The 25,541-nt window shown below is 35.1% G+C and carries 31 protein-coding genes and 1 riboswitch; of the genes, 23 read left to right on the top strand and 8 right to left on the bottom strand.

All coding sequences use genetic code 11. From position 1 onward, the window contains the following. Positions 1–121: 121 nt before the first annotated feature. The 8 genes from ACIPKN_RS03225 to ACIPKN_RS03190 all read left to right on the top strand — a co-directional run bounded on the left by ACIPKN_RS03225 (position 122) and on the right by ACIPKN_RS03190 (position 10,205). Positions 122–796 (top strand): response regulator transcription factor, encoded by a 675-nt coding sequence (locus tag ACIPKN_RS03225; RefSeq protein ID WP_400933344.1) that lies wholly within the window; start codon positions 122–124, stop codon positions 794–796. After that, complete coding sequence (locus ACIPKN_RS03220; protein WP_400933342.1) at positions 793–2,178, top strand: sensor histidine kinase; 1,386 nt, start codon at positions 793–795, stop codon at positions 2,176–2,178. Before ACIPKN_RS03225 ends, ACIPKN_RS03220 begins: the two co-directional genes overlap by 4 nt. Positions 2,179–2,408: 230 nt before the next feature. After that, the gene (locus ACIPKN_RS03215; protein ID WP_400933340.1) at positions 2,409–5,237 is read left to right on the top strand and encodes a 2-oxoglutarate dehydrogenase E1 component; all 2,829 of its coding nucleotides are present in this window, start codon (positions 2,409–2,411) and stop codon (positions 5,235–5,237) included. Positions 5,238–5,330: 93 nt separating this feature from the next. After that, complete coding sequence (odhB, locus tag ACIPKN_RS03210; protein WP_400933338.1) at positions 5,331–6,566, top strand: 2-oxoglutarate dehydrogenase complex dihydrolipoyllysine-residue succinyltransferase; 1,236 nt, start codon at positions 5,331–5,333, stop codon at positions 6,564–6,566. Positions 6,567–6,882: 316 nt separating this feature from the next. Then, positions 6,883–7,069, top strand: a riboswitch (Lysine riboswitch). 116 nt (positions 7,070–7,185) lie between these two features. Further along, positions 7,186–8,052 (top strand): transporter substrate-binding domain-containing protein, encoded by an 867-nt coding sequence (locus tag ACIPKN_RS03205; protein ID WP_400933336.1) that lies wholly within the window; start codon positions 7,186–7,188, stop codon positions 8,050–8,052. 179 nt (positions 8,053–8,231) lie between these two features. Further along, positions 8,232–8,957: an amino acid ABC transporter permease gene (locus tag ACIPKN_RS03200; RefSeq protein ID WP_400933334.1), complete on the top strand. Its 726-nt coding sequence runs from the start codon at positions 8,232–8,234 to the stop codon at positions 8,955–8,957. A gap of 12 nt (positions 8,958–8,969) precedes the next feature. After that, positions 8,970–9,701, top strand: a complete 732-nt coding sequence (locus ACIPKN_RS03195; RefSeq protein ID WP_400933332.1) for an amino acid ABC transporter ATP-binding protein — start codon at positions 8,970–8,972, stop codon at positions 9,699–9,701. Positions 9,702–10,007: 306 nt separating this feature from the next. Next, positions 10,008–10,205 carry a DUF6501 family protein gene (locus tag ACIPKN_RS03190; protein WP_100541949.1) on the top strand — a complete coding sequence of 66 codons (198 nt, stop codon included), beginning with the start codon at positions 10,008–10,010 and terminating at the stop codon, positions 10,203–10,205. A 57-nt stretch (positions 10,206–10,262) separates the two neighbouring features. On the opposite strand, the gene ACIPKN_RS03185 is transcribed toward ACIPKN_RS03190, so the two are convergent. Then, entirely contained in the window at positions 10,263–11,330 is a 1,068-nt protein-coding gene (locus ACIPKN_RS03185; protein ID WP_400933329.1) for a toxic anion resistance protein, read from the bottom strand. Further along, positions 11,327–11,977, bottom strand: coding sequence for a 5-bromo-4-chloroindolyl phosphate hydrolysis family protein (locus ACIPKN_RS03180; RefSeq protein WP_400933327.1), 651 nt, complete (start codon positions 11,975–11,977; stop codon positions 11,327–11,329). Before ACIPKN_RS03180 ends, ACIPKN_RS03185 begins: the two co-directional genes overlap by 4 nt. 863 nt (positions 11,978–12,840) lie before the next feature. On the opposite strand from ACIPKN_RS03180, the gene ACIPKN_RS03175 reads away from it, so the two are divergent. Further along, positions 12,841–13,107: a hypothetical protein gene (locus ACIPKN_RS03175; RefSeq protein WP_400933325.1), complete on the top strand. Its 267-nt coding sequence runs from the start codon at positions 12,841–12,843 to the stop codon at positions 13,105–13,107. A gap of 115 nt (positions 13,108–13,222) precedes the next feature. Beyond that, positions 13,223–13,435 (top strand): hypothetical protein, encoded by a 213-nt coding sequence (locus tag ACIPKN_RS03170; protein WP_400933323.1) that lies wholly within the window; start codon positions 13,223–13,225, stop codon positions 13,433–13,435. Between the two features lie 725 nt (positions 13,436–14,160). On the opposite strand, the gene ACIPKN_RS03165 is transcribed toward ACIPKN_RS03170, so the two are convergent. Beyond that, positions 14,161–14,607, bottom strand: a complete 447-nt coding sequence (locus tag ACIPKN_RS03165; protein ID WP_400933321.1) for a site-specific integrase — start codon at positions 14,605–14,607, stop codon at positions 14,161–14,163. Here ACIPKN_RS03165 and ACIPKN_RS03160 point away from each other — a divergent pair. From ACIPKN_RS03160 to ACIPKN_RS03125, 8 genes are all read left to right on the top strand, one after another. Further along, positions 14,564–15,271, top strand: coding sequence for a hypothetical protein (locus tag ACIPKN_RS03160; protein WP_400934062.1), 708 nt, complete (start codon positions 14,564–14,566; stop codon positions 15,269–15,271). The two genes, ACIPKN_RS03165 and ACIPKN_RS03160, sit on opposite strands and share 44 nt — an antisense overlap. A 175-nt stretch (positions 15,272–15,446) precedes the next feature. Then, positions 15,447–16,004, top strand: a complete 558-nt coding sequence (locus ACIPKN_RS03155; protein WP_400933320.1) for a GNAT family N-acetyltransferase — start codon at positions 15,447–15,449, stop codon at positions 16,002–16,004. Positions 16,005–16,116: 112 nt separating this feature from the next. Continuing rightward, on the top strand, positions 16,117–16,287 hold the full coding sequence (locus tag ACIPKN_RS03150) for a hypothetical protein (protein ID WP_400933319.1): 171 nt from the start codon (positions 16,117–16,119) through the stop codon (positions 16,285–16,287). A 4-nt stretch (positions 16,288–16,291) separates the two neighbouring features. After that, positions 16,292–16,489, top strand: a complete 198-nt coding sequence (locus ACIPKN_RS03145) for a hypothetical protein (RefSeq protein ID WP_400933317.1) — start codon at positions 16,292–16,294, stop codon at positions 16,487–16,489. A 19-nt stretch (positions 16,490–16,508) separates the two neighbouring features. Further along, entirely contained in the window at positions 16,509–16,706 is a 198-nt protein-coding gene (locus tag ACIPKN_RS03140) for a hypothetical protein (RefSeq protein ID WP_400933315.1), read from the top strand. Next, on the top strand, positions 16,681–16,953 hold the full coding sequence (locus ACIPKN_RS03135; RefSeq protein WP_400933313.1) for a hypothetical protein: 273 nt from the start codon (positions 16,681–16,683) through the stop codon (positions 16,951–16,953). Before ACIPKN_RS03140 ends, ACIPKN_RS03135 begins: the two co-directional genes overlap by 26 nt. A gap of 21 nt (positions 16,954–16,974) precedes the next feature. Beyond that, on the top strand, positions 16,975–17,436 hold the full coding sequence (locus tag ACIPKN_RS03130) for a phage holin family protein (RefSeq protein ID WP_400933311.1): 462 nt from the start codon (positions 16,975–16,977) through the stop codon (positions 17,434–17,436). Next, entirely contained in the window at positions 17,436–18,200 is a 765-nt protein-coding gene (locus ACIPKN_RS03125; protein ID WP_400933309.1) for a peptidoglycan recognition protein family protein, read from the top strand. The genes ACIPKN_RS03130 and ACIPKN_RS03125 overlap by 1 nt, the downstream gene beginning before the upstream one ends. A gap of 20 nt (positions 18,201–18,220) precedes the next feature. Here ACIPKN_RS03125 and ACIPKN_RS03120 read toward each other — a convergent pair whose 3' ends face one another. After that, positions 18,221–18,454, bottom strand: a complete 234-nt coding sequence (locus ACIPKN_RS03120; RefSeq protein WP_400933307.1) for a hypothetical protein — start codon at positions 18,452–18,454, stop codon at positions 18,221–18,223. A 305-nt stretch (positions 18,455–18,759) separates the two neighbouring features. On the opposite strand from ACIPKN_RS03120, the gene ACIPKN_RS03115 reads away from it, so the two are divergent. Next, positions 18,760–19,011 (top strand): YhjD family protein, encoded by a 252-nt coding sequence (locus tag ACIPKN_RS03115; protein ID WP_402880723.1) that lies wholly within the window; start codon positions 18,760–18,762, stop codon positions 19,009–19,011. A 17-nt stretch (positions 19,012–19,028) separates the two neighbouring features. Here the strand turns inward: ACIPKN_RS03115 and ACIPKN_RS03110 are convergent, their stop codons facing one another. Together ACIPKN_RS03110 and ACIPKN_RS03105 are read right to left on the bottom strand one after the other, a co-directional pair. Further along, the gene (locus ACIPKN_RS03110; RefSeq protein WP_400933303.1) at positions 19,029–20,309 is read right to left on the bottom strand and encodes an Ig-like domain-containing protein; all 1,281 of its coding nucleotides are present in this window, start codon (positions 20,307–20,309) and stop codon (positions 19,029–19,031) included. Between the two features lie 365 nt (positions 20,310–20,674). Then, positions 20,675–21,187, bottom strand: coding sequence for a hypothetical protein (locus ACIPKN_RS03105; RefSeq protein ID WP_400933301.1), 513 nt, complete (start codon positions 21,185–21,187; stop codon positions 20,675–20,677). Positions 21,188–21,868: 681 nt separating this feature from the next. Here ACIPKN_RS03105 and ACIPKN_RS03100 point away from each other — a divergent pair. The 3 genes from ACIPKN_RS03100 (at position 21,869) to ACIPKN_RS03090 (ending at position 22,682) form a co-directional block, all read left to right on the top strand. Beyond that, entirely contained in the window at positions 21,869–22,201 is a 333-nt protein-coding gene (locus ACIPKN_RS03100) for a hypothetical protein (protein WP_400933299.1), read from the top strand. A gap of 91 nt (positions 22,202–22,292) precedes the next feature. After that, positions 22,293–22,493, top strand: coding sequence for a hypothetical protein (locus ACIPKN_RS03095; protein ID WP_400933297.1), 201 nt, complete (start codon positions 22,293–22,295; stop codon positions 22,491–22,493). Positions 22,494–22,532: 39 nt separating this feature from the next. Next, positions 22,533–22,682, top strand: a complete 150-nt coding sequence (locus tag ACIPKN_RS03090; RefSeq protein ID WP_274067831.1) for a hypothetical protein — start codon at positions 22,533–22,535, stop codon at positions 22,680–22,682. Between the two features lie 205 nt (positions 22,683–22,887). Here the strand turns inward: ACIPKN_RS03090 and ACIPKN_RS03085 are convergent, their stop codons facing one another. Then, positions 22,888–23,169, bottom strand: coding sequence for an acylphosphatase (locus ACIPKN_RS03085; RefSeq protein ID WP_132364826.1), 282 nt, complete (start codon positions 23,167–23,169; stop codon positions 22,888–22,890). Between the two features lie 44 nt (positions 23,170–23,213). Further along, a complete protein-coding gene (locus ACIPKN_RS03080) occupies positions 23,214–24,941 on the bottom strand; it encodes a globin-coupled sensor protein (protein ID WP_400933294.1) in 1,728 nt (575 codons plus the stop codon). Between the two features lie 127 nt (positions 24,942–25,068). Here ACIPKN_RS03080 and ACIPKN_RS03075 point away from each other — a divergent pair, with 127 nt between their 5' ends. Continuing rightward, positions 25,069–25,350 carry a DUF1033 family protein gene (locus ACIPKN_RS03075; RefSeq protein ID WP_400933292.1) on the top strand — a complete coding sequence of 94 codons (282 nt, stop codon included), beginning with the start codon at positions 25,069–25,071 and terminating at the stop codon, positions 25,348–25,350. Positions 25,351–25,541 lie beyond the last annotated feature (191 nt).

Raw genomic sequence — 25,541 nt, 5'->3', positions numbered from 1 at the left:
AGTTAAAAAAGTCTGTACAAACAAGTAGTTACTTGTGGTACAGACTTTTTGTTTGATGTTATGCTATAACAGTATTAAAGAGGAAACCCCTCATAGTTATTTTAGAATAGAAGGTGAAGAAATGCCTAAAAAGTTACTCTTAGTGGAAGATGAGAAGCATATTGCTCGTTTCGTGGAGCTAGAATTAAAGCATGAAGGTTACGATGTATTCGTCGCATTTGATGGACGAGAAGGACTAGAGCTAGCTTCATCTGATAATTTTGATGTACTGTTATTAGATGTCATGCTTCCGGGGATAAATGGAATTGAAATTTGTCGTCGAATACGCACGCAGTCAAAGGTTCCTATTATATTGTTAACGGCCCGAGATGCTGTAATGGATCGTGTAGCTGGCTTAGATGCTGGCGCAGATGACTACATAGTAAAACCATTCGCTATTGAAGAACTATTAGCTAGAATTCGTACAATAATACGTCGGGTGACACCTGATGAAAAAATTGGGAGTTCATTACATTTTCGTGATATCGAAATGGATGTAGCGGCCTATGAAGTATTTGTTCAAGAGAAAAAGCTTGATTTAACGAAAACAGAATATGATTTATTAAAATTATTGATAGAGCATAAAAATAAAGTTTGTACACGAGAGCTAATTTTAACCTCTGTTTGGGGGTATGATACGGATATAGAGACTAATGTCGTAGATGTATATATTCGGCATTTGCGAAATAAACTACCGGGTGATATGAATGCCTATATCGAAACCGTTCGTGGGGTTGGGTACGTGATGCGTGAATGAAAAAATGGAAAGGTTATTTAGTCAATCAGTCATTACAAAGAAAATGGATGCTAACATCTAGTGCTGTTATTTTTTTTAGCTATACAATTATTTGTATTGTCGTATATATTTCACTTCATACATGGTTATCAAATGACGAAGCAAGTAAAATCAAACGAACAAGCGATGATTTAGTATATTTTTTAGAGTCACAGGGACCGAATCTTACTATTCAGGAAATTAAGCAAAATAAAGGTCTTATAGATTCTATTGCTGATCGTGATCAAACGATTAGAATGTTTAATTCAGATGGCGTTCAGATTCTTCGTATTAATAATACCTCTCAGGCTGCACCTCTAACCTCAATGGGGGAAATTGTTGATATGACGATTGATAAAAAAGATGTCTTAGTCATTAATGAACCAATTCAACTTGGTTTCTTTCAAGGATATATTCAGGTGATTCATCCATTATCAAAGTTCCAGTCATTGATGCATTATTTATTGACGACAATGCTAATAGCAGGCATAGGAGCATTATTGTTATCAGCATCTATTGGCTATTATCTTGCCAATTATTTAATGAAACCATTACGAGAGTTACGTTCATCCATGAAAACCGTTATGGATAAAGGATTTAATGAACCAATTCAATTAACTTACACGTCTCATGATGAGATTGGTGATTTATTGAAAATGTACAATGCGATGATGAATGAATTGCAAATATCATTTACAAAGCAGCAACAATTTGTTGCAGATGCTTCTCATGAGTTACGGACGCCTATCCAAGCAATTGAAGGACATCTGTCCCTTTTGAAAAGATGGGGGAAAGATGATCCAGAAATTTTAGAGGAATCTATTGAAACTTCATTAACTGAAATTGCACGGATTCGTAAAATGATCGAAGAATTACTAGAACTTGCACGACGTGAAGAAAAGGACATCCAAAGTGAGGCTGATGCAGTAGCTGTTATAGAAGCGGTTATAGAGGACACAAGACTCCTTCATCCGGATGCTCGAATATTGCTGTCGAAAGATGAAGAAATAGGACGATTATTTATAACAGAAAATGCACTTAGCCAAATCGTTCGTAATATAATAGAAAATGCAATTCGTTATTGTGAAAAAATTCCTGAGATTCAAATTTCACTATCTGTCATAGAACAGGAAGTGTCAGTTAAGATAGAAGATAATGGCATTGGTATAGCGGAAGAAAACATTCCATACATTTTCGATCGCTTTTATCGAGTTGATGAGGCAAGAAATCGTCAAATAGGCGGTACAGGCTTAGGGCTTAGTATTACAAAAATGTTACTTGAAAAATACAATTGTTCTGTGGAAGTCAAGAGTATTAAAAATGTTGGAACCGTTTTCTTGCTGAAATTCCCGCTGAAATATTGAGAAAAATACATGCTTTATTTAATTATTTCATCCTTTGGGAGAAAAATTGCTTAATTTGCTAAAAAGAGTTGTATTTTTTGTGAAGAGTAGTAAGATTGAGATGGAAAAAACGTTCTTTAAATAATGGATAAGATGTCAAACATCCTTTAAAAGAACGGAAAAATATTATATAATTAATTGTAATTTAATTAATGGAACTGCCGAAAGGCAAAATTTGGAGGTCATTTTTCATGTCGAACAACGTTACAACTGTAAGTTCTCCATGGTCAGCTTTCTCTGGTCCTAACCTAGGATATGTGATGGAGCAATACGACTTATTCTTACAGTCTCCTGAAGAAGTAGAACCGGAGTTAGTATTATTATTCCAACAATTTGGTGCACCAGTAGTAGTAGTAGAAGGTGAAGTGGCTGTAGCTAGTAATACAGCAGCAGCTCCTGCTGGCGATTACAAGAAAGTGTTAGCAGCTGTGAAATTAGCAGATGCGATCCGTACAAACGGTCATTTAGCGGCAGATATTTACCCTTTGAAAAACCGCGAACTACAAACAGCTCAAATTGAAGAAAGCGCGTTCAACCTTAGCGCTGCAGATTTAGCTGAAATTCCTGCAGCTATCTTCTTCAAAGATGTGCCAGCAAACGTGAAAAATGGTAAAGATGCAATCGATTACTTAAAATCTGTTTATACAGATAAAGTAGCATTTGAATATAATCACGTAGTAGCAACAGAAGAACGTGATTGGATTCAAGCACAAATTGAAACAGGTTCATTCAAACAAGCATTAGCTTCTAATGAGAAAAAAGCTTTATTAGATCGTTTAACTCGTGTTGAAAACTTCGAGAAGTTTATTCATAAAACGTTTGTAGGTCAAAAGCGTTTCTCTGGTGAAGGTTTAGATACTCAAATTATTCTATTTGATGAAATTTTAAAAACAGCTGAAGCAAATAACGTAGAAAAAGTACGTATTGGTATGGCTCACCGTGGTCGTTTAAATGTATTAACACACATTTTAAATAAACCATACGATATGATGTTCTCTGACTTTGCACACGTATCAAATGAGTTATTTATGCCAGAAAATGGTCGCCTTGAAATTACTAAAGGTTGGACTGGCGATGTTAAGTACCACATGGGTGCTTCATATATGCGTGAATCTGGTCTTAATGTTAAGCTTGCTTACAACCCATCTCACTTAGAAGTAGGAAATCCGGTTGTTTTAGGTACTGCTCGTGCAGCACAAGATGACACTTCTAAACCAGGGCAAGCTGTTCATAACCGCACAAAAGGATTAGGTATTCTTGTGCACGGTGACGCTGCGTTTCCAGGTCAAGGTATCGTAACAGAAGTATTAAACTTCGCAAAAACTGAAGGGTTCACTACTGGTGGTACAGTCCACATCATTGCTAACAACATGATTGGATTTACAACTGAACTACAAGATTCTCGCTCATCTGTTTACTCTTCTGACCCTGCAAAAGGTTACGAAGTACCAGTTGTGCATGTGAATGCAGATAGCCCTGAGTCTGTAGCACTAGTAGGTCGTTTCGCAGCTAGCTACCGTCAAAAATTCGGTAAAGATATCATCGTTGACCTAATCGGTTACCGTCGTCATGGTCACAATGAAACTGATGATCCAACTGTAACAAACCCTGAAACATATAAATTAGTTTCTAATCATGAGCCAGTTCGTGCTATATACGGTGCTCAATTAGCAGCTGAGGGTGTAGTTTCTGCTGATGAAGTTGCAGCATTAGATCAAGCTATCTATGCAGAAATGCAAGCAGCTTATGATCATGTGAAAGAAATGGCAGATAAAGATGAACACAAGCATATAGAAATGCCTGAAGAATTAAAAGTAGAATTCCCACAAATTGATACAGCAGTTGGTGCGGAACGTCTAGGAAAAATTAACGAAGAGCTTTTAGTGTTTGAAGATAACTTTGAACCACAGAAAAAACTTGGTAAAATTTTAGAAAAACGCCGTGATGCATTTGCTTCTGCAAAAATTGACTGGGGTCATGCAGAAACTCTAGCTTATGCAACAATTATTCAAGATGGCACACCAGTACGTTTTACAGGTCAAGATGCACAACGTGGTACGTTCTCTCAACGTCACTTAGTGTTACATGACAAAAACAATGGTAAATTATTCACGCCACTTCACCATATTTCAGGTGCAAATGCATCATTTACAGTACACAACTCTCCACTGACAGAAGCAGGGGTAGTGGGCTTTGAATATGGTTACAATATAGAAAATGACCATGTACTATCAGTTTGGGAAGCACAATTTGGTGACTTCGCTAACATGGCACAAGTTATGTTCGATAACTTTATTTCAGGTGCACGTGCTAAATGGGGTCAAAAATCTGGTTTAGTCATTCTTTTACCACATGGTTATGAAGGTCAAGGTCCAGAACACTCTTCAAGCCGTATGGAACGTTTCTTACAAATGTCAGCTGAAAATAACTGGTTCGTAGCAAACTGCTCAAACGCAGGTAACTACTACCACTTATTACGTCGTCAAGCAGCATTATTAGGTACAGAAGGCGTTCGTCCACTTGTGGTTGTATCACCTAAGTACTTACTTCGTCACCCATTAGCTGCAGCGAATGCTGATCAATTAGCAAATGGTTCATTCCAAGAAGTAATTGAGCAACCAGGCCTTGGTTCAAAACCAGAAGCTGTAGAGCGCATTGTTTTAGGTTCAGGTAAAGTCATGATCGACATTGCAGACCGTATTAAAGACGGTGAAGGCTTCGATCACCTACACATTACTCGTGTAGAACAACTTTACCCATTCCCAAAAGAGCAAGTTGCTGGTATTATTGCTAAGTATCCTAATGTAAAAGAAATCGTTTGGGTACAAGAAGAACCTAAAAACCAAGGTTCTTGGAATTATGCGTTAGAAACATTACACGACCTTTCAGAAGGTAAAAAGCTACGTTATGTAGGCCGTCCTGCAATGAGCTCGACTTCTGAAGGTGATGCAGATTCTCATAAAGCAGCTCAAGCCGCACTTGTAGAAGAAGCAGTTGCTGAGCCTGTAAAGGTTAAATAATAATAACATATTAATTTTTGAGAGCCGGGCTACTTGCTAAGGCAGTAGCCCTTTTATGTGCATAATGCACGTTAATTAAAGGAGGAAATGAAAGTGGCTGAAATTAAAGTCCCTGAATTAGCAGAATCGATTACAGAAGGTAGTATCGCACAATGGGTAAAAAAAGTGGGCGATCGCGTTGAAAAAGGTGAATTCATCGTTGAACTTGAAACAGACAAAGTAAACGCTGAAATCATTTCTGAAGAAGCGGGAGTTTTAACTCAAATTTTAGCTGAAGAAGGCGATACGGTACTTGTTGGTCAAGTCATCGCAGTAGTAGAAGCTGGCGAAGGTGCAGCACCTGCTCCAGCGGCACCAGTTGCAGCAGCTCCAGCTCCAACAGCGCCACAAGCGGCACCTGCTCCTGTTGCAGCAGCTCCAGTTGTAGAAGAAACTACTGGTGAGCGTGTAATCGCATCTCCTGCAGCTCGTAAACTAGCTCGCGAAAAAGGTATTGACCTTGCTGCTGTATCTCCAGTAGATCCACAAGGCCGTGTACGTGTACAAGACGTAGCAGCTCATGGTACAGCTCCAGTAGCAGCACCACAAGCATCTCCAGCAGCACCTAAAGCAGTTGCAGCTGTAGATGAGTCACGTGTAACAATTGAAAAAATGAGCCGTCGTCGCCAAACAATTGCAAAACGCTTACTTGAAGTAAAACAATCTACAGCAATGTTAACTACATTCAACGAAGTAGATATGACAAACGTTATGGCTTTACGTTCTCGTAAAAAAGACCAATTCTTCGAGTCAACTGGCTCTAAACTTGGTTTCATGTCATTCTTCACAAAAGCTGTAGTTGCAGCACTTAAAAAATACCCATATGTTAACGCACAAATCTTTGGTGATGAAATTCACTTAAACAACTTCTTTGATATCGGTGTAGCTGTATCAACAGAAGAAGGTTTAGTAGTACCAGTTGTACGTGACGCTGACCGCAAAAACTTTGCTGAAATTGAAGATTCAATTGCAGACCTAGCGAAAAAAGCACGCGACAAGAAATTAGGTTTAGCAGATCTTCAAGGTGGCTCATTCACAATTACAAATGGAGGCGTATTCGGTTCATTAATGTCTACACCTATCATGAATGGTACACAAGCTGGTATCCTTGGTATGCATACTATCAAAAAACGTCCAGTTGAAGTGAATGGTGAAGTAGAAATTCGCCCAATGATGTACTTAGCACTTTCTTATGACCACCGTATTATCGATGGTAAAGATTCTGTAGGCTTCCTTAAAACTGTTAAAGAACTACTTGAAAACCCAGAAGATTTATTATTAAATTCTTAATTCCTGAGTTTATAAAGCCCTGCGAACAATGTTTGCAGGGTTTTTTTCTTTTTTGAGGAAGCGATGGATAGCAGAGCTGAATCGACGGATAGAAGAACCAAGGTGACGGATAGCATTGATAGCGACGGAGACTCTTTCGGCAAAGCGGCAGTCTTAATGATTTTCACCCTTTTCAAAGGAGTAAAAGGCATTTAAAGGAATGAAAAACCCTAATATTGTAATTAGTCAGAAAAGTAATAAAATTATCTTGACGAACTTATTAACTTTATAGTAGTATCTTAATATCAATTAAATATACAAACCTCACTTTTAATTATTGTGAGGTAGAGGCGCGGTATTTATTAGTTCATTGTTGAGTTCAAGCAAGCGAAGACGCAATGGAGAAGGAACTATCGCCGAAGTATAAAAGGAGCTCGTACTTTTATACTGGGTCTGCAGTGAATAAGTGCAGGACTGTCCTAGTAAATTATTTTCCAGGTTTACTAGGTTGTGCTATCTCGAAATGATGGAATTATAGTGAGGATTTGGGCAACTGTTAAAAAAAGTAAGACCTAAGTTCAGTACTTAGGTCTTTTTTGGTACAGTTGTCTTATTTTTTTACAGAAAAGGGGAATGTTACATGAAAAGACAATTGTTAGTATTAATGTTGACTGTCATGACTGTAATTTTGCTAGCAGCTTGTGGTGCTGGTGACAAAAAGGCTACGACGTCATCTAGTAATGACGGCAACAAGACGAATACGGAAGAAGGCGGTGGCCAATTTCGTGTTGGGATGGAAGCAGGTTATGCTCCGTTTAACTGGACACAGCAGGATGATGCAAATGGTGCAGTAAAAATTGCGGATAATGCAGAATATGCCGGTGGTTATGATGTGCAAATGGCGAAAAAAATCGCTGAGGGCTTAGGAAAAGAATTAGTTATCGTTAAATTGGAATGGGATGGCTTAGTACCAGCGTTACAATCCAATAAAATTGATGCAATCATTGCTGGTATGTCACCTACTAAAGAGCGTAAGCAAACAGTTGATTTCACTGAAAACTACTATACATCTGATTTTGTTATGGTCATAAAAAAAGGCAGTAAATATGAAAAAGCAGCTTCTATCCAAGATTTTTCTGGTGCTAAAATTACATCACAATTAAATACATCGAACTACAATGTCATCGATCAAATCAAAGATGTAAAAAAACAAACTGCAATGGATAATTTCCCGGCGATGCGTGTTGCATTAGAAGCTGGAAAAATTGACGGCTATGTAGCAGAACGTCCAGAAGGTATTTCTGCTGCTGCTGCAAATGATAAGTTCACGTATGTGAAGTTTGAAAAGGGCTTCGATACAGATATTTCAAATACATCCATTGCAGTTGGTTTACGTAAAGGCGATGCAGATCTTGAAAAAATAAATGAAGTCTTAAAAGGTATTTCTGAAGCTGATCGCCAAAAAATTATGGAAGAAGCCATTCACCAACAACCAGCAGCCCAATAACATGATGGCACGGGCTATCTATTAGTCCGTGCCATATCATTACAATTTATACAATAAGAATCTCTCAAAATAATAATAATGTCTTTGCTAAATGTTTCATAAAATAAAAGAAACAAAGGCTCCAGAAAAGACACGATACTGTAACGAACAAGCAACACGACGTAGTTAGGAGGAACATCATGAGTTTTGAATGGATTATTTCTATTGTTGAGAACAACTGGCAAATGTTTTTACGAGGTACGTATTATACATTACTTATTTCTATTAGTAGTACAATTATTGGTGCACTTATCGGATTTTTCATCGGAATTATGCATACCATAAAGGATCGTAAAAAAGGTGTAAAGTTCTATAGCTTAAAGCTCATTAATTTTATACTAACATGCTATGTCGAATTTTTCCGTGGTACACCAATGATTGTACAAGCGATGGTTGTATTTTACGGGTTAGATATGGCATTCGGCATTGATATGCACTTTATTACGGCAGGTATTTTAGTTGTTTCATTAAACACAGGTGCTTATATGGCTGAAATTGTACGTGGTGGTATTGTATCCATTGATAAAGGGCAGTACGAGGCCGCATCGGCCATTGGTATGAACCATTTTCAAATTATGCTACATGTTGTATTACCGCAAGTTGCACGAAATATATTGCCTGCAACAGGTAATCAATTAATTATGAATATTAAAGATACAGCCGTATTAAACGTTATTGGGGTTACGGAATTATACTTCCAAACAAAATCGATTGCAGGTAATAACTTCCGCTATTTTGAATCCTTCTTTGTAGCTTGCGTCCTTTATTTCATTATGACATTCACAGCATCAAGAATATTACTGTATATTGAAAAACGACTAGATGGACCAGATGCATACCGAAAAGAACAGAAAGAAGCAAAATAGGGGGACGAACAGATGACAGTTATTAAAATAGAGCATTTAAGTAAATCATTTGGACGTAACCAAGTGTTAAAGGATGTTAATTTCCAAGTAGAAAAGGGTGAGGTTGTCTGCTTAATCGGTTCTTCCGGTTCTGGTAAATCAACACTACTACGCTGCATTAATTTACTGGAAACTCCAAGTGGTGGTCAAATTATTTACAAAGGTGAAAACATTTTAGACGAAAAGCATAATATCCAAGAATACCGTACACATTTAGGTATGGTATTCCAGCAATTTAACTTATTCAACAACCATAATGTGCTACAAAATTGTACAGTTGGTCAAATGAAAGTATTAAAGCGTTCAAAGGTAGAAGCAGAGGAAGTTGCTTTAAAATATTTGCAAATTGTTGGTATGGATCAATATGTTAATGCGAAGCCAAGACAACTATCTGGCGGTCAAAAACAGCGTGTAGCGATTGCACGAGCATTGTCAATGAGCCCAGATGTAATGTTGTTTGATGAACCGACATCAGCACTGGATCCAGAGATGGTCGGTGAAGTGTTGAAGGTAATGCGTCAACTAGCGGATGCTGGGAATACGATGTTAATTGTTACACATGAAATGGAATTTGCCAAAGAAGTAGCGGATCGCGTCGTATTTATGGATAAAGGTGTAATTGTAGAGGAAGGACCACCATCACAGGTATTAGTAAACCCTCAACATGAACGGACAAAAGAGTTTTTAAAACGAACATTAAAATAACGATCGGTTACAATAACAAAAAGTGAGTCCAAATGAATGGGCTCACTTATTTTCTAGAATTCCATTCTGCGTATAATATAAAGCAAATTGCAAAGGCAACGGCTAGGATAAAAAACCATTGCGGTACACCACCAAAGCTCATAGTAACACCTCGAAGTAAAAATTTTTATTATGGATATGGTTAAATAACGATAGTTATGAAGAAAATATGATCTTCTATGGTTTTTTTCTCCACAAAAGTTCAAAAATATTATAAAATAAGCAGTAGACATTAGCTTCGTGCTAGTAAAGAGAGGTAGAGAGATTATGTTACATTTAAAATGGAAAGATGCTCAGACAGTACGCACAGTTACTTGTAAGCATACTAATGCATCAAAATATTTAGTTTCAAACGTATTAACAGTAGGGAAACAATATGATGTGAAAAATGAAACAGAAGAATTCATTTTTATTATCGATAACACTGGTAATATCGGTGGCTACTATAAAGATTATTTCGAATAAAATTCAAAGGGTGGTTCAGATTTTTCTGAGCCACCCTTCTTTGTTGGAAAAAGGGAATCATTCCTTCTTAAAGGTTTTTAATTCAGCTACATCCTGTAATTGCTGTTTTTCCTGTTCTGTAGCTGTATGAAGGGCAAAGACATCTTTAATAGCTGTCTTCAGCTCATGTTGTGTTTCTTTGAATTTCGATACTTGCTGTTCAAAGGAAGGGCTCGTAAATCGATCATTTGTACGAGATAATCTTTCCTCTAGCTGCGCGTAGTGATGATCCATATGCATAGATAACATCATGGCCAACTGATTTTTCCACAATGGAATGAGCGTCACGATGGAAAATTCAATTTTTTCCGCTAATGTTTGATTAGACTGCTGAATCATGCGTATTTGTGGTGCAGTTTGTAAGGCAACTTGCTGCGATACTTGTAAGTCATAAATACGTTGATCTAGACGTTCAATTTGAGCGGCAAAATCATTAAGTTGTTGGATAGCTAGTGGCTGTTTCGTTGCTTGTACACTAGTCACTTTTTCAGGAAGCTCAACTTCAATGGCTTGCTGCTTCTTCATTTGTCCTGCTGCAATAGCGGTCGCTAACTCCTCGAAGAATCCTCTATTATGTGCATAAAGTCCTTCTAGCATTTCCACATCTCTTATCATTTGAAGCTGTGCACGTTCAAGTTGAACACCAATTCGTTCTACCTGGATACTTATACGTTCAAACTCCGTTAATGTTTGCTTAACAGTAGGCTCAATTTTACCAAACATTTTTTTAAAAAAGGACTGCTTTTTTGGTTCTAATGCGTTAGGGTCTACACGGTCTAACGTTTGCATTAATGAGTCTAACATTTGGCCAATTTTTGTGACATCTTTTTGTTTGACTTGTGCAAGCATTCGATCAGCAAATTGGGAAAGCGATCGCTGTGAATCTTGCCCTAAAGACAGGACTGACTCGAAGTTTGTCAGGTCAAGCTGACTAGCGTATAGAAGTGCACGACTTTGTGCAAGAGGCGATAGCGTATCATACGTCGCCATCGCCTCATTATTTGGAGTTGTTTCTAAATAAGATTGTACAAGTGGGGAAAGACCTTGTATTGTATTTAGTTGAAATGCGTGATCATTTGCTGTCATTTATCATCGCCTCGCCACTCCAATTGTTCTTTTCGTCTTATATTTGAACGATTCGCAAATTCTATTTCCATTTGAAGATGGTCAATATCGTTGGAAAGCGCATCCTTTAAATCAATTTGAATCGTATCATTTAAATCTGTAAGTGTTTCTCTTGTTTTCGATAATGTAATTTGGATTTCCTTATCCTTCACAGGCTGTCTCGATAACATCGTATATTTATCCGTTAATTCGACAGCGGAAGGGAGATGTGCATAAAAAAATTCTTCAACATTATAAAATTTTCGTGGATCTGTTTTAACTACTTTCACGATATTTTTTGAAATACGTGTCATTTCAAGTAATTGCTTAAATGCAGAAACTGAACGTACACGTAAGTAGTTTTGACTTAATGTTTGAATATTTTTATTGGCTGCTGTAAGTTGTGATTCAATATGTTTGTATTCTTCTTTTGTTATACCTGCTATTTGCATGAATTTCTTTTTCTGTCTATATTTCAATAACGCAGTACTCGACGCGTATGTTCCAGCAAACAATATACCACCAAGGAAGTATCCTGGACTTGCCGCAATTGCTGTGATAGAAACAGTTGTGAGAGAAATTAAGAAGCTAGCGGTATGTCTAGAGAAAAACTGTCCGACACTGAGCATGTTTCTTCCTCCTAGCATTTAAATATGTCTATATTCTTATACGAAATAATCGACATAAAGTTTCAATGAAATAATAATCCTTACATAAATTTTACTGCTATTTGTAAAGTTTCTCAATGATATTACTTAAGAACAAGAAAATCCTTTGCTTTATTAGGAAGAAAAGGGGACAAACGAAAAAGAAGTCAAACAAAATGTCCGACATTGTTGTTTCATCTATTACTCGGGTAGGTAATAAAGGGCCTATTTGGAGTAATCGATTTCATTATATATATTGTATTCAAAATTATAGTAATTCGCGAATTACTTCACATGTTGTTAGTCAATTTTTTCTCTCTTAATGGTTAAACATTAGTATTGTTTTTTCGTCTGTTGTTGATTCTCGTCATGGCGTTAAAATTATTTTATAAAATTAATAAGCGTATTCGAGATTTTATTCTCAAAATACGCTTACATATCGAGTAGTGATACACGCCGATTTTAAGTCATTCATTAGACTGGAAATGCATTAATTGTTCTGTCGAAACATCCCACCTACCTTTGGGCTAGTACCTTCACGGAAACCGGAAAGGAGCTTCTTATACAAGCACAAAGCCGAACCCGGACGCATGGTTTTTCTGTAGCGACAGCAACAAAAGTTTTCTGTGCGAAAGCGAAGCGACAGCAACAATTTTGCTGAGCCATAATTGATTTTCAATTGAATGAAAAATAACATTGTTAAATATGTTAAACAACTTTATAATAGTGTTAATTAAATCCAATTGTTAAAATTTTTTCATGTACTTAGGTGTTTTTCAATTTCTCATGTAACAAAGATTGCGCCATAAAGATGACTTCATAGGTAAAAAGGGAGAGTCTACCATATGCAAAAAAACACAAACAATAAGATTGAACTCATTGATACTAAAATCATGTTAGAGAAATACAAAGAAGATATAGAATTAATTCAAAAGTCATTAAAAAAACTTGAGTTGGAAATTAGGTTTTTGCAAAGTGAAGGTTTAGTTGAAATAGAAAAATTGAGTAGCGACATAAGTAAGTTGCAATTACTTTCAACGAGTATAAAATTTAAAGCTAAATGTCTTATCTGTAATAACAGTAAAACCATTGAGACATTAACGACAAAATAAAATATTGATATCAAGTCACATCTAATTTATTGTGGCTTTTTATTGTGCTTTATATTTCTTGTGATGACATTCGGTTCCCTATATTCTATGATTAGTGTGGAAGGTGGTGCCAAATATGAGAGAAAATTTAGAACAGATTACAATCAGCTTTTGTGAACAAAACGGAGATATAATTATGACGTATGACATCAACAACTCTCTATCAGCTCTGATTCCGAACGTTGGTGATGTAGTTAATATGGATGATAATTACAGGGCAGTGAGTGAAAGAGCTTTTACTTACAGTCCAAGAAGTATCATAGTTACAATCTATTTAGAAGAATTATAATCGGGACTTCAAAGTCATACTCATTATGAGTTGTGGCTTTTTATTATGACAAGAAACCCGATGGATGTATCGCATGAACTTTGGGATTTGAATGATAAATCGACGTGGAAGTGTCTTACATACGCTCTCACTTGCATACAGTGTTTGGAAGCGAAAATTCGAAAGGATGTGAGGGCAAATGAAAGTAACGGTTAAAGAATGGCGTGTAATGTCTGATCATAACAAACAATTACTTTTAAAAGCGGTAGCAACTAAATAAAGCATAGATAAAAAGAGGAATGAGAACCCAATACGTATTAGAAAATGCAGTGCTAGAAAGTCCAATTAAGAGTTGTCCAGCAGGCAACATCTCATTAAATGGATAAAAATGATGAAATCACTCATAAAGGTTGGCATGAGAACAGTGGAATGGTGTAAGTAGCTATTTTAGATAAGGCATCTAAATAATTATTTGCTACGGCTGGTGTTTTTTGTGAAGGGAAAATAAAAGGACTGGCGAATTAACCTCAACCCTAATTAAATTTGCCCCCAATAACCTTAGACATTGTTGGTATTCCTACACTATAAAAACAAAAGAGCCAGACTAAACAATGTCTGACAACACAGTTTCATCTAGGCTCAATGAGTGTTAAATGACTCATAAATCAAGGTAATTCCACTTATATAGTTTCACTAAAATTCATTAAGTCGTATTCAATCGTATTCAAAATCGTATTCAAATCTAACTAAATATTAATGTAGTTTGCGAATTTTTGAATTGCTTCACCTTTTGCTTTTTTGGTAACATGAGTGTAAATATTTAAAGTTGTGTTGATGTTGTTATGTCCTAGACGTTCTTGGACCTCTTTGATAGTAGCATCTGCTTCGAACATCAATGAACAATGAGTATGTCTTAAACCGTGAGGAGAGATTTTCTCCAACCCATATTTATTTTGGACCGACAGCATCCATTTTTGTGGAATGGCTAGCTGCAGATATTCATTGTACTTATTACTAAATACAAGTTGATCTGGTCTTAATGTGTTATATCCTAATTTAAAGTAATCTTGTTTTTGTCTTTTTTTCCATTCATCTAAAATATCCAGTGTTTTTTGATCCATCTCAATTGTGCGAATGGATTTTTTTGTTTTGGGCGGTTTCACTAAAAGGCGACCTTTTAAACCTCGTGACAAAGTTTTATTGATACGAATTTCGTGTGTTTTGAAATTTATATCATTCCATGTTAAAGCTTCAACTAAGAAGCTTGAAGAGTCTGCGAATAGGGTTGAAGAAGCTACAAAAGAATTAGACAATAACGAAATTAGTACAGTTATAACAGAATTAGAAGAACGGCTTTATTCAATTCTTCAAGATATGCAAAAAGGTCTTCATGAAAATATTACTACTAATTTTGAGCCACTAAAAAGCTTTATGAATCTACAAAAGGGAAGTACTAATCAGGATAAAACATTACAGGTTTTAACAGCTGAAGAATGGCAAAGATATATACATAATGTAGTTATTAAAGAACTAGTAACTGAAGGTATGACATTAGTATACGCATGCTTCCTATATGAAAATGATTTGGATTTTTTACCAGAAAAAACCAGAGATTGGTTCAAAGCTGTCGTTAAAAAAGATATCGAAGCTGAAGCATATTCGAATATTATTCACGCTCAAATGAGGCTGTTAGCGTCATTAAATGTGTTAACAATTAGAAATGAAGGGGATGGTGGAGTTAAATTTACATACATTAATCAGACAGTGCTTAATGAAATTAAACCAATCTTAGAAGAACCGAAAGGAGATGTAAAAAATATGGTAACTAGCTTAAAAAGAGCTTTTAAGATTGAATAAGACAATTAATAAAATCTAAGAAGTCACATCTAACAAGGTGTGGCTTTGCAACTTTATTAGTAATTGTATAAACTTCATTTTAGTCTTACTTTTGTTCCTATTAAATTAATTTGACCTTCACACAATGTTAAGGTTCATAATATGCGTATCAATTTAAAATAAAAGGAGAGTTATTATGAATATGGAGTTCAATTTTAAAGATTTCCCTAAATTGGAAACGGAACGCTTTATCCTACGAAAAGGAATAGTTGATGATTCCCAAGATATTTTTATGCTTTATTCTGATGAAAATGTAGTTAAGTATATTCCATTAACATTATTTACTTCAGTAGAAGATGCAATATATGAAATAAATTGGTATGATAAAATTTTCAAAGAACAGACAGGTTTAAGATGGGTAATCGAAGAAACTAAAACCAAAAAAGTGATTGGAACATGTGGTTATTTGAATTATGAAAATGAACATAACCGAATAGAAATTGGATATGATTTAAAACCTGAATATTGGGGAAAGGGTATTATGCAAGAGGCTTTAAGTAGCATAATCCATTTTGCCTTTACGTCAATGGGAATTAATAAGATCGAGGCAAAAGTAGAACCAGAAAATACATCATCTATAAGATTGTTGGAGAAATTAAATTTTTGTCAAGAAGGTGTTTTGAGACAACATGAATTTGAAAACGGGAAGTATATTGATCTTGCCATATTATCAATTTTGAAAAGTGAATATTAGAAGGTTATGAAGAAGGTCACATCTAACAAGGTGTGGCTTTTTATTATTTCATTTCCAGTAGTGACATGTGTTTCCTTTTGACCTATCATTGTAGGTAAAAGGAGTGATTAAATTGAAAATAGAGGTTGCTTACAGAGTGATGGGAGAAAGTCCTGTTAATCAAAACACAGTAGTTGAAGTAGATGATAATACTGATATTGATACTGCTGAAGGTAGTAAACATGTGAAACAAAAAATATCTGAACAGACTGGAATTCCAGTCGATAAGATTAGGTATATTTAAATTTATGAGTGTGATTTTACATTTAACTAATGGTCAAAAGATAGAAATGGATGCTAGTCTTGAAGATATTGAAGAGATGTTTCTAGATGATGATGGTTATTTTAATTTTGGTTATATAAGAACCTTTTTGAAAGATAAAAAAGGTGAACCATCTGAGTTAGTCTTTACAAATCACATAGTATCTATAGAAGAATTAAAGTAATGTGCGAGGTCATATGGGTATGGCTTTTTATTATGCCTTGAAGACTGTATATCCTATCAACCATCAAGTAATCGTAGGCGTTAATCGTGGGGTTATGAATAGGGTGTACAGTCTTGAAGATATAAAGTCGAAAGCTAAACAGACTATAAAAGCTAATGAGCAAATCATTATGAATTGTGGAGGGCTGAACAATGGAGAACCAACAATGTCAATGTGATAACTGCAAAGAGTTAATACCTATAGTCCTTAAAGAACGTAAGCATCCAAGAGGAATTATCGAATCGTATATTAAATGTCCTCATTGTAAAGAAGAATACATTGCTTCCGTTACTGATCCGAAGGTAAGACGTGAACAAGAAGAAGTAAGGAAGCTTCATGAAAAGTATATGAAACGCAAAGGGAAGTTAACTATACACATGGAGCAATTGAAAGTTGAACTGTTAAGTAAACGAAGTGATAAATAATGAAATGAAAGAGTGTACATTATGGGAGGTTTCAATTTGGAGTATTTAGAAGTAGCGCATTTATATTTATTTGGCGGGGTGAAATTTTTACATCTGTTGTTATTGTTAATGGGATTAGATATTCTTACTGGAATTTTTAAAGCCATAAAAAATGGTAACCTGTGGAGCCGGAAATCACTATTTGGCTACGCTCGTAAGTTATTAGTTTTAATCGTTATAATCACAGCAAATATAATCGATCAAGTACTGTCGTTAAATGGGACACTCACATTTGCGACGGTACTTTTTTATATAGCAAATGAGGCTTTAAGTATCACAGAAAACATGGCGCAATTAGTGGTACTTATCCCAAAACAATTAGCTGAAAAGTTAAAGGTCATTGAGTCTCAGTCAGAAGAACATTTCACAAATGAAATGCTAAATGAACTAACAGGGAAAGACGTTGATAAAGAATTGAAAAATAAAAAGGACGGTGGACAATAATGGTTGTAACTCGTAAAAAATTAGTACCCGATGTACAAGCAAACGAGGTCTCTTATGGCAAAGGAAATGCTAAAAAATACATTGTAGTCCATGAAACAGATAATACTCGAACAGGAGCCGATGCAGACGCGCACGCTAGATTACAATATAACGGTAATAGCCGTAATGCATCATGGCACTATACTGTGGACGACAAAGAAGCCGTACAATCTTTTGAACATGCTTGGAGATGTTGGGCTGCAGGAAGCACAACAGGCAATAACCAAGGGATACAGGTAGAGGTTTGCGTTAATAGTGATGGTAACTATCAAAAAGCAATGCTGAACGCTGCGGAATTAGTAGCTAAAATCATGAAAGATGAAGGTATTCCAATTAGTAATGTAGTTCAGCACAATCATTTTAGTGGTAAGAACTGTCCTAGTCAAATGCGTGCTGGAAAAGTAAGTAGGTCACAATTTATCACGATGATTAAGAACGCTAGTGGTAATACAACACAACAGAAGCCTTCCACAGATACTAATAGATATCGTGTCTTAACAGGTACTTACGCTACAAAACAAGCTGCTGAAAATGTCTTAGATGTATTAAAACATCGTTTTGGTTGGGTGGCATATATCGAGCCAGATGAAGCTAAATGGCGCGTTAAAACAGGAACATTTACAGGAATGGATGCTGTACAAGCTGGGGCAAATAAAATTAAAACAGCTAAATTAGCACAAGTAACAAAAATAGTAGTGAATAATATTAAAGACCAAGATAGCTGAATTGCCATCTTGGTCAAGATTCAATTATTAATAGCAATAATCAAAATAACAAAAAACAATACCCCCGCAAAATATCCGATTGCAACAGTAAAAATTGGATCTGCATCCTCTTTATTTTGGACTTGGTTTTCTGTATATTCCTCGCGCTCTTCTTCCTTAATAGTATTACAATACTCACATATTTCAATCTCAGCCCCATCTCTATGTACTTTCTTAAATGGATTTATGGCTAAACAATTAGGGCAATTACTCAATTATATTCTCCTCACTAATCTTATCTTCTAATTACCATTTTAGGAAATTTAGCATGAATTGTATATATAAAATTAGGCAATAGTAACCGAAATCACGCTCCTTAAAATTTATTCCTGTAATTTTCACTTGCTAAATTACAAACATCTGTTCTAAAATGATACAAACGAATGTTCTTGTGTGAGGAGTGGAATTATATGTTGAATATTGAACAGCGTCAATTATTTCATAAGTTTGTGATTTTAGATATGGCGATTCAATCATTACAGCGTGATTATAAAGTGATTGAGATCTTAAATTGAGCAAAGTGTATTTGCCAATCCTTGATAAGCTTTTAGACGACATTTCACAAGAATGTTACAACTCTAAAAGGCTGTTGGCCAAAGATAAAATTAGAATCGTGAAGTGGGTAAAGGTCGATGAATACTTTAGTGATTTAATTATTGCCACCGCTGGCGAGGATCAAGTGTTTACCTATGCTAATATGGTATTGAAAACACAGGTTGAAAAATTATTAATCAGTCACCAAAATAAAGACCAGGAGCTCAATGGAATGTGAGTACCTGGTTTTTTGTCTTAGTATTCTCTTACTTCAAATGAAGCGATTTTATCATGTACGATATATTCAGTAACCTTTTTGTAAGGTGAAATTGTTTTAGAAAATTTAAATGTGGATGTGCCTTGAGCACTATCAAACCATTTCAAATAGTCATTTAATACTTTATTGGTAACATCATACTCTTTTGTTATACCATTTACTAGTGTAATACTTAAAATAGCATTTGAAAATTCATTGTTTGGTTTCTTAACAATTACTGTACTAGTGGCTGTAATTTCAGTGCCTTCAATTTTGGCTGTAATTATTACTTCACCTTCACGAACTGCAGTTACATTACCATCTTGATCTACAGTGGCAATACTTTCATCACTAGAAGACCATATTACTTTTGCAGAATTTGGAGTAACGAATGCTACTAGCTTATCTTGACTAGATTTTAGAAGTTCTAATACATTTCTATCTAATGTGATTGATTTAGATTCTGTACCGCCTAGTTTTTTAACCGTAACTATACAATCAGTTTTTAAATTAGTATTTTCGACTTGAGCAGTTATAGTAATTACGCCTTTTTTAATGGCTCTTACATTACCAAATTGATCAACTGTTGCGATGCTTTCATCACTACTTGTCCAAATTATATTTTTATTTGTATTCTCAGGTAGGATTGTAGCTGTTAATTTATCATAGCGGTTTTCTGAAAGCTCTAATACATTTCTATCTAATGAAATTGATTCAGGCTCTGATGGTCTTGACGTTTTCTCCATCATTTGTAGTTCGGAAATTGATAAGTTGACTTGATTAATTGTACTGTTTGTAAGAGTAACATTTATTCGGTACTTAGTATAATAATTGGTATTTTCAAATTTGAAACTTTGTTTCGGATTCTTTACCCAATCGTTTGCTGTAACGCCGGTTTGAGAGTCCAATATTATCCAATTTGAACCGTCCCAAGCTTCAAAGGTCCATGAATTTGGAAAGATTTCAGGCCATCTTCCTTCATTATGCATTACATATTTACTAATTACTTTTGGGGTTGTGAATTCATAGGCTAACCACCCTGTTTTTGCGGATGTTCCCCAAGCATTTGGATAAATTAGTTGTCCATCAAATGCTAGCCAACTTGGAAAATATTTACTTGAAGATGAAGCTTTACCAAACTCTGATACATCAGATGTCATTTTAGGGATTAGATTTTCTGAATAACCATCTTCAGCATGTGCATTTTCAACGTTATAGCTAATTAGTACTATTAGTATTAATGCTAGATAAATAAAACCATTTTTAAATAGCTTACTCATTTATGTATCCTCCTTTAAAGTTTTTAAAGGTAATTTCTTTAAATAACCTCTAAAGACAACTTTAACCAATATGAGACTTATTTACCGTAATAAAAATTTGTTATTTTTAATAAAAAAAGCCACTCATTTGAGTGACTATTTTGTGTTTACCAAGAACCGATTGTTTTGCCGAAATTCTTTACATCATCCGTCATAAATTCAATCTCGGAAGCCGTAATTACAGCGTCAGACATAGGTTCATCGTCATTGGACACGAATTTATCAGTATAAACAGTGAATTGTGCAATTTTATTAGCGCCCTGTTTAACGTTTATTCCGATAGTTTTGGCACCCTTTACATCTACTTGTTGTACGAAATCATATGTTTAGTTCACAACGTGCTGTGTAGCTAAGCCAGGACTAATAGCTTCGTTCATACTGATAATCAGTGTAACATGATCGTTCAAGTCAATGGCATCTGTCACATCAACAGCGTCCGCGTATTCAAAAACAGATGTATCAATAATGCGTTTCGATGTTTCAGTGGTAGTAGGCTCTTCTTCATTAACTTCTTCTTGTTCTTTTGCTAACTTCGCCTTTTCATCTTCTAGTGCTTTCGCTTCTTTAGCCTTTAACTCAGCTTCTTGTTTAGCTTGTTCGTCCTTATCAACTGTAACTGTTGTTTTTTCTATATCAACTTTAGCTGAATCAGTCGGTTTTTCAAGTAAATTATCTACAGACATCAAAACCACAACTAATAATAAAGATATTCCAGTGAACTTTAAGAATTTCATTCCCTGAGCCTTATCATTCTGTTTAAACTTTTTGTAAGTTAAAACCGCAAAAACAATCAATGATATAAAACTTAATACTCCAAAAAATGCAATAAAACTTGCCATAAATAAATAACCTCCCTCTATATTCCCACTCTAGGAAATTTGGAGGGAAAAGTACATATAAAAAAAACAGACAACCAATATTAGTTATCTGTATTGTAGACAATAATCTCAATTAAAATTGGTACATATCCTCGCAGGGCTTTCATCTCAAAAGAAAAAGGTGATTCAGAATTAAGTTTTAGGTATTCAATATTTGTATGCGGTAGTGCTGCCTTTCGTAATTTAGCTTCTTGCGCCGTTTAGCGCGCATTATGAAGTACCACAAGTTATTAACCGATGTGGGAGTGGCTTACATGCGCCAGTACTTGTATAAAATGTTTGGAAACGTATCTTTGAAAGGGAGTGAGGATGCATGAAGGTGACAGCTAAAGAATGGCGTGTCATGTCTGACCACAATAAACAACTGTTGTTAAATGCTGTCTCTAATAGATAGTAGTACAGTGAGCATATTTCCACTAATAAAAATATGAGGTGATTATATGGATAACAATAAATTACAGGCTTTGATAGAAGGCAATAAATGTGATAATGCGAAGGATCATCTGCGCATAGTTGAAATGGTGTTAAAGATTAACAACAAAAAGGCATTAGACACGTTATACGTTCTAACCAAATCAGTATTAAAAAAGAGCAACTCACTTTGATTGAGTTGGAAAATAAAATAGGAAAAGGGGAATTCACATGCAACAAACACAAAATGTATTAGAAAAAGTAGTGTTAGAAAGTAACAACAATATTTATAGTTTATCTGCACAAATAATTCAATTAAGAGTTGTACAACAGGCGACCTCTCATTTAATGGATAAAATTGATGAAATCACTCACAAAGGTTGGCATAAAGATATTGGAATGGCACATGCAGCTATTTTAGAAATTCAAGATACATTACGTTTAATTGATATGGCATTCTTTCCGTTATACAAAGATATGTCAGAAGAAGTCGATATCCTTAACATTCACGCACAAGAATTGTATAATACTGTAATTGGTGAATCAGAAGCTCAAAGTGTTTGAAGGGTATAAAACATTAATTATTCAAATTACAATGTGGACAAGTAGTATATTTGTGGAATTTTAGAAATATATATTATAAGGGAGTGATTTTATGACAACGAATTTTTTTCCGATTGATCCCGAACGAGTACGTCAGAATGCTTATTTACCTGTGAAACTCTCTGAACTATCTAAGTCGAATCCAGAAAAGGCATTGGAACTTTTACAGGCTTGGGGAGATGGCACAAAATCCATAAAAAAGTTGTGGGATGAGGTCATTCAATATGTGGGAGATAACATCCACACTTCATAGGTAGATGGAGACAAAGAATAGAGAGAAAGGAGGGATATATTGAAAACCATACCATCTATTGAAACTCAACAACGTATGCATGCTTTCTTTATGAAAACATCAGCACCACGTATCTATAAAGAACTTTTAGAAGAAGAACAAAAACGTAAAGAAATGGAATCTCAACAAGATGCGAATAAGGAAAAGTAATAAAAATGAGCACTTGCTACGGCAGGTGTTTTTTGTGTTAGGTAAAATAAAAGGACTGGGGAGTATACCCCAATCCTATAAACTTGCCCCCGGCAACGTCTTTTTTTATAAACCGTATTCAAAACCGTATTCATTCAATAATGTAAAGAGCCGAAAAGCTTGATAAACCTTGGTATTCCTACACTTTAAAAACAAAAGAGCCAGACTAAACAATGTCTGACTCCATGCGTGTATAACCTTTTAAATCATCAAAAAGCTCTAAAGTAAATGAATTGGAATCTGCTTGAGGGCTAACACCCTTTTGAACGAATACTAAGAATTCATCTATCGCTTTTTTTGATCCTTCTACTTCAACCTCAATTTGATCTTGATTATTTAGTTTACAGTATCCTTTTAATCCTAGTTCAATCGCTTTCTGTTTAATGAAAAAACGATAGCCAGTCCCGTAAACATCACCGAAAAATTTAATAAGCGCTCGCTTGTTCAAGCTAACACCTCCTACTAGTTAAAAGGGGTGAATCCCCTTGGTGCTTAGTGCATAACACGTTCTTTTTCTAAATATACGATTAAATTATTGATAAAATAGAGAACATGCTTAGAAGCTTGATCTACTTCTTTTAAATGAACTTCAGCTTGTTGAATATTCCCAATCTTATAAGCTTCCGCTGCTAACTTCGCCGATTCATGAACACGTAAATGATATGCGTCTAATTCTCGGAATTCCTGTAAGTGTCCGAAACGTTCGACAGTGCGAGCGGATGTATACCATTTACCGAGACGGCAATCTGTATGCGAAGAAACATCACTTGGCTCGACATTTTCAAGACCAAGGAACATATTATAAATTCGCCATTTCCATAAAATATGATCGGCCTTTGATAATTGTAAAAGTGCTATAGACGATAGCTGAACATTATTATTCTCAATAATATCATTGCGGAAACGATTAATTTCTTTCCCTAATGAATGAATATCACTAGATGTATTATGACTATATTCGCGAATGTCATCTTGAAGGTTAGAAATTTCAATCATTCTTGCTGATACTTCATCAATAGCTGCAGCCTGTTCCTGTGATATCGCAGCTGTATTCGTGACATCCAGATTAATACCTTCAATGGCACTAACAATCGCATTTAATAAGGGTAACGATTCTTTAGCCTCTACTGTTGCATCTTTAATAATCTCAGTCGTTTCTGTAATTGAGTTTGACACATCGTTTGAATAGCTTTTTAAATGATGTACATTTGCAGTTACTTCACTTAGCGCTGATACCGTTCCCTCAGCAAGCTTTCGAACTTCCTGCGCAACTACGGCGAAGCCTTTACCATGTTCGCCTGCTCGTGCAGCCTCAATAGAAGCATTCAAAGCAAGTAAATTCGTTTGATCGGCAATTTGGTTTATTAACGTTACAACATGCTCAATATCATTTACCCGCTTTTGTAATTCTGAAAAGGATTCAACAATTGTTGTAAATGTCTCTTCTGTTTTAAAGATTTCAGAAAGGGCATGCTCAATTGCATTTTTTCCTTGTACAGCATGATCAACAGATTCAGTTGTTTTTTCAGAAATACGAGAAGACATTCGAGCAACCTCGTTAATAGAAGCGGCAATTTCTTCAGTTGCCGCGGTAGAGGACTGGATTTCTTCGTTTTGTTTATCTAGGCTAAATACTAAATCTTTCATGTACATGATTTTTGCGTTGACATCCATTAAAGAAGAAATTTCAGCAACTACATTTTCAATAGTACGTTCTGTTAATACTTCGATGAGTAATTCTTGGTCAACATTAACAGCTGATTGGAAAGATTTCATATATTCAAATGCTCTATTAGGTTTTAAACCGAAATTATGTAAAATGTATGTAGTAATATAAAATGCAAATTGATTGAAGACGACGATTAACTTACCTGGCTCATATTGATTCTTTCTAAATAAATTAAAAAATTTAACGGTTTCATCTACATAGTCATCATCACGAGTAGCTAAGAAAAATTGATTTAAGTATCGATTAATATTTTCTTCACTAATCGTTAGCTGAGAGGAAAGAGAGATTTCTCTTAAATAGTTATTAAAAATAGCATTCATTGAAGGCGTGATATCTTTTAATTTATTGTAGAGAGTTTTTAAATTCTCTTCATCTTGAGCATTGAAATGGTTAAATGCTAGTGTTTTATTAAAACGACCTGTAGCATTTAAATTTGTACCACGCTTTAATAATTCATCGAGTTCGGCCTTAGGTCGAATACTTGAAAACATAAAAAAAATACCTCCAAAAATTATGAATAATAAGGTAATAATAGCATATGACAGAGTGTTTTAATAGACATTTCAAATGTGTTTGCTAAAATGAAAATATCTTATTACAGCAGGGAATGTGGCAAATATGTATACAATCATTTACATGAAAGCTGATTATGAGCCTTGGTGGAAGTTTGAAGGCTGGGAGGCTTTTATTCAATCAAATGATACATTTGAATCGGAGGAGCAATTTGAGTCAGCATTGCAAACGAAACTGCAGCACTTCCGTTTAACATATGACAATGAGGCTACGAAAGAAGAGGGATATTGGGCATTCTGGTCAGAAGATGAAAGTGTTTTTTGCGAAGCCTGTGATGATGATGTACAAATATATCACGGCATTATCGCTTTAAAATCTGGAAAATAGAAATAAAATTTAGAAATTAATAAAAAAACATTTTTCTTTATTTGACAAAATTATGAATGGCGGTTATACTTAGGTTAACAATTTAATTGCTTCACCGGAAACATGAATTCACATATTACAAAAAGTGATCGCGTTAGTTCGGTACTCTTTGTAATATGTGAATTTTTTACAATCGTTGAAGAAATTACATA

The organism is Lysinibacillus sp. NPDC086135 (assembly GCF_044746345.1).
GTDB lineage: Bacteria > Bacillota > Bacilli > Bacillales_A > Planococcaceae > Lysinibacillus.
Note: the sequence above shows the minus strand (reverse complement) of the source record. Positions and strands in the feature narration are given on the sequence as shown.